Origin of the sequence: Streptomyces sp. SID5785, from assembly GCF_009870065.1 — a bacterium.
Lineage (GTDB): Bacteria > Actinomycetota > Actinomycetes > Streptomycetales > Streptomycetaceae > Streptomyces.
The window spans coordinates 1-3,339 of record NZ_WWIA01000219.1 but is presented as its reverse complement, the minus strand read 5'-3'; the positions used below and the strand labels follow the sequence as shown (position 1 = coordinate 3,339).

General features: G+C 74.5%; 3 protein-coding genes and 1 pseudogene. 2 read left to right on the top strand and 2 right to left on the bottom strand.

Features of this window, described 5'->3' with window-relative positions:
• Together GTW43_RS06770 and GTW43_RS06765 are read right to left on the bottom strand one after the other, a co-directional pair.
• Positions 1-879: pseudogene (locus tag GTW43_RS06770) on the bottom strand (hypothetical protein); the annotation flags it as partial.
• 7 nt (positions 880-886) lie between these two features.
• A complete protein-coding gene (locus GTW43_RS06765) occupies positions 887-1,879 on the bottom strand; it encodes an SMI1/KNR4 family protein (protein ID WP_161300711.1) in 993 nt (330 codons plus the stop codon).
• Positions 1,880-2,102: 223 nt separating this feature from the next.
• On the opposite strand from GTW43_RS06765, the gene GTW43_RS06760 reads away from it, so the two are divergent.
• Positions 2,103-2,726, top strand: a complete 624-nt coding sequence (locus GTW43_RS06760; RefSeq protein ID WP_237536447.1) for a YwqJ-related putative deaminase — start codon at positions 2,103-2,105, stop codon at positions 2,724-2,726.
• A 56-nt stretch (positions 2,727-2,782) separates the two neighbouring features.
• Entirely contained in the window at positions 2,783-3,289 is a 507-nt protein-coding gene (locus GTW43_RS06755; protein ID WP_161300710.1) for an SUKH-3 domain-containing protein, read from the top strand.
• The last annotated feature ends 50 nt before the right edge of the window (positions 3,290-3,339 follow it).

Below are 3,339 nucleotides of genomic sequence, written 5' to 3'. Positions count from 1 at the left end.
CCCCGCACCCGACCCGCCGTCAGGAGCCTGCGGATAGCCGTACGACGCGTCGGGCGCGCCCGGAGCGGGCGTCCCCTGCGCCGCGGCCGGCGGCACCGGCGTCCCCGGCGGCGGCGTGCCCGGCACCGCCGTGCCCGGAGCGGGCGGCGGCATCGGCGCGGCCCCCTCCCCGCGCAGCGCCGGACTGACCGCGGTTGCCGGCAACTGGCTGCCGCCCGACATCAGCGCGGTCTTGGCCTCCGGGGTGACCCCGGGCGGCGGAGTGTCCTCGGCGAGCGGCGGCGAGAAGACCGTGTCGGGCAGCGGCACCGAGCGATCCTCCTCGTCCCCCACCCCGTTGGTGTCCGTACCGGCCCACGGCGTCTCGTCCGCGCCCCCCGCGAAGCCCTGCGGCTGCGCCGCGGGAGCCGGAGCAGGGGGCGGAGCCGGAGCCGGAGCCGGGGTCGGAGCAGGAGCAGGCGTCGGGGTCGCCCCGGACGCACCGCTCTCCCGGCGGTCCGGAATGCCCAGCTTGTCCGCCGCTTCCTGAAGCCACTCGGGCGGACTCAGCAGGAACGACGTCTGGTTCAGGTCCACGCGCTCCGGCTGCTGCGGCGCCGCCTGCTGCGCGGACGCCTCCGGCAGCCCGTACTCCTCCTCGTACCGCCGGATCACCTCGCCCACCGGCAGCGAGGGCCACAGCGTCGCCTCACCGCTGTCCCGCGCGATCACGAGCCGCTGCCGGCCGCCGTCGGACACCGGACCGGCCTCCCGGTCCTCCGCCCACACCACGAACCCGAGCTCGAACTCCCGCACCCGCACCTCACGGTGCTGATAGGCGGGCACGTCCCCGTTGATCCATTCCTCGGCGCGCTCCTGCGCCTGCGCGAACGTCACCATCGGAACCTCACTCCCCACCCGTGACCGGGACGGCCTGCGCGAAGCCGCCGTCCACCATCAGGTTCGCCACCGTCTCCAGCTCCGGCGGATTGCCCGCGAGCCGGGACAGGAACGCGTCGAAGTCGTCACCGCACGGCAGCAGCAGCCGCTCGACCCGCTCCGGAACCGACCAGCCCGCCGCCTCGCTCACATCACGCGCGTCGTCGTACGTGCACAGCCACACGGAGCCGATCGCCGACCCCTTGACCTTCACGGCCAGAATGCCGCCCTGCACGAACGCGACACCCAGATAGTCCTTCGTCAGGTGATCGCGCAGACACTTGTTGACGTACACCAGGTCGTTGACCGCGGCCTCGTCGCGCACCGTGAAGAACGGCTGGTCGACCAGGAGCCCCAGCTCCGCGTCGAGCGCCGCGCCCACGGGCGCGCAGCCGCCGCCCGCCTTCAGGAACGACCGGTAGGCACCCGGCAGCCGGTACCCCAGGTCCTCCTCCACGCCCAGCACCTGCGCCTCGGAGACCGCGACACCCGACTTCGGCAGCCCGAAGTGCGCGGGACGCGTGTCCTGCAACGGACGCGTCCCCCTCTTGTTCTGGTCCACGACCGCCGTCGCCAGACCGCCGTGATGCCGCAGCAGCGCCTTCACCTCGACCGGGACCAGCTCGAGACGCCGCGAACCGCGCACGTGGTGCCAGGTCCAGCCGTGCGGCGTCGCCACCGGCGGGATCGTGTCCCACAGCTCGTGACCGGACGCGGCGAGCGCCGCGTTCGCCGACACATAGTCCGTGAGACGCAGCTCGTCGACGCCGAAACCCTCCGGCGGCTCCGCGATCCGGGCCGCGGCACGCGCGTACGCGGAGAAGTCGGGATAGCCCTCGCCGTCCATCCGCACCCCTCTCGGGTGGCGGGCGGCACGGACCGGATCCGGGAAGTGCACTACCTGCCCGGCATAGGCCGCGTTCGGCGGCGCGGCCTGCTGCCCGAGCCGACCTGTCGTCATGGCGGTTGCCCCCTGCGGCACTGTTGACGGTTCCTGGTCGTGACAGCCTATGCGGTTGTACGACACCGGTCACCGGGCCTCCGGTTCCATGACCAGCAGTCACTCCTTCGTCACCACCCCGTGACGATCGGGCGTGTCGTGGGGGACCGACTTCCGCACCCGCCGTCCCATTTGGCACTCTGTGCAGGCAACCTGGGGGATTGCAGGAGGGGAACACCACCACATGCAGAGCGGCACCGCAGACCCGGCCACGGCCACCGACGCCCGGTCCGACGCAGATCCGCGCGTCGGCTGGAGCGCCACCGACGCCTCCGCCGTACCCACACTCCGGGGCCGCCGCGACGGCATCCTGCCCACCGTCGCCGCCGCCCTCTCGGTGCGCGGCACCACCCTCACCTCGACCGCCGCCCGCGGCGAACAGGCACCCGCCCTGCACCCGCTCGTCCAGGACTTCCTCGACACCCTCACCAGCGCCCAGCGCGACCGCTTCACCGGCCGCTGCGCCGAAGCCATCCTCGTCTCCCGGCACCTCGCCGCCACCGACGCCGAGCGCACCGAGAAGTCCAAGCGCGCCCGCCGCAGACCCATGTCCGTCAGCGAGGCCCGCAAGGCCCTCAAGCACGCCAAGCTCACCACCCGGCGCATCCGCGAGGACGGCGACCCGCTGCACGGCGGCTTCGCCCGCCCCTGCCGCGCCTGCGCCGCGCTCACCGCCCACTTCGGCGTCCATGTCGTCGTCCCCGAGGACGTGAACCCCGCAGACACCACGGCCGCCACGGCCGCCGCGGCCGGCCACGACACCCCGCCCGCCCCCGTGCCGGCGCCCCGGCCCGAAGCGGCCCCCTGACGGCCGGGCCCCGCCCCGACGACCCAGCCCCCATCCCACCCCGAGGCCGCGCACCGATGACCCAGCCCGCACCCACCGACCGCGCCACGACCACCCGCTTCACCGCCGGCGTCGACGCCACTCTGCGCGCCGCCGGCTGGCAGCCCGGCCGCTGGGACATCAAGCAGGCCGAGTACTGGGCCGACGCCCTGCGCACGCACGTCTCCCCCGCCGGACACCGGCACACCGTCTTCCCCGCGGCCGTCGAGGCCTGGGCCGAGTTCGGCGGACTGCACCTCACGCCCACCGGCCCCGGCCGGCACATCGCCCCGGCCCAGCCCCACCTCGATCCGCTGCACGGGCTGCACATGGCCCGCACCCTGGGCGACCTCGGCCGCGCCCTCGACACCGAGGTGTGCCCGCTCGGCGCGGAGTCCGGCACGGAGGCGCTCCTCGCGATCGACTCCGAGGGCCGGGTCTACGTCCTCGACCACAGCGGCGACTGGTACCTCGGCCCCGACATCGACCGCGCCCTGGAGACCCTGGTAGCCGGCATCCAGCCCCCCCGCCTCCAGACCCCCTGACCCTCGGCCACGGGGAACTGCGCCCCGTCAGGGGCGCGGGGAACTGCGCG

Coding starts and splice junctions, on each gene's coding strand:
- GTW43_RS06760 (WP_237536447.1), top strand. CDS start 2,103: ATGCAGAGCGGCACCGCAGACCCGGCCACGGCCACCGACGCCCGGTCC.
- GTW43_RS06755 (WP_161300710.1), top strand. CDS start 2,783: ATGACCCAGCCCGCACCCACCGACCGCGCCACGACCACCCGCTTCACC.
- GTW43_RS06765 (WP_161300711.1), bottom strand. CDS start 1,879: ATGACGACAGGTCGGCTCGGGCAGCAGGCCGCGCCGCCGAACGCGGCC.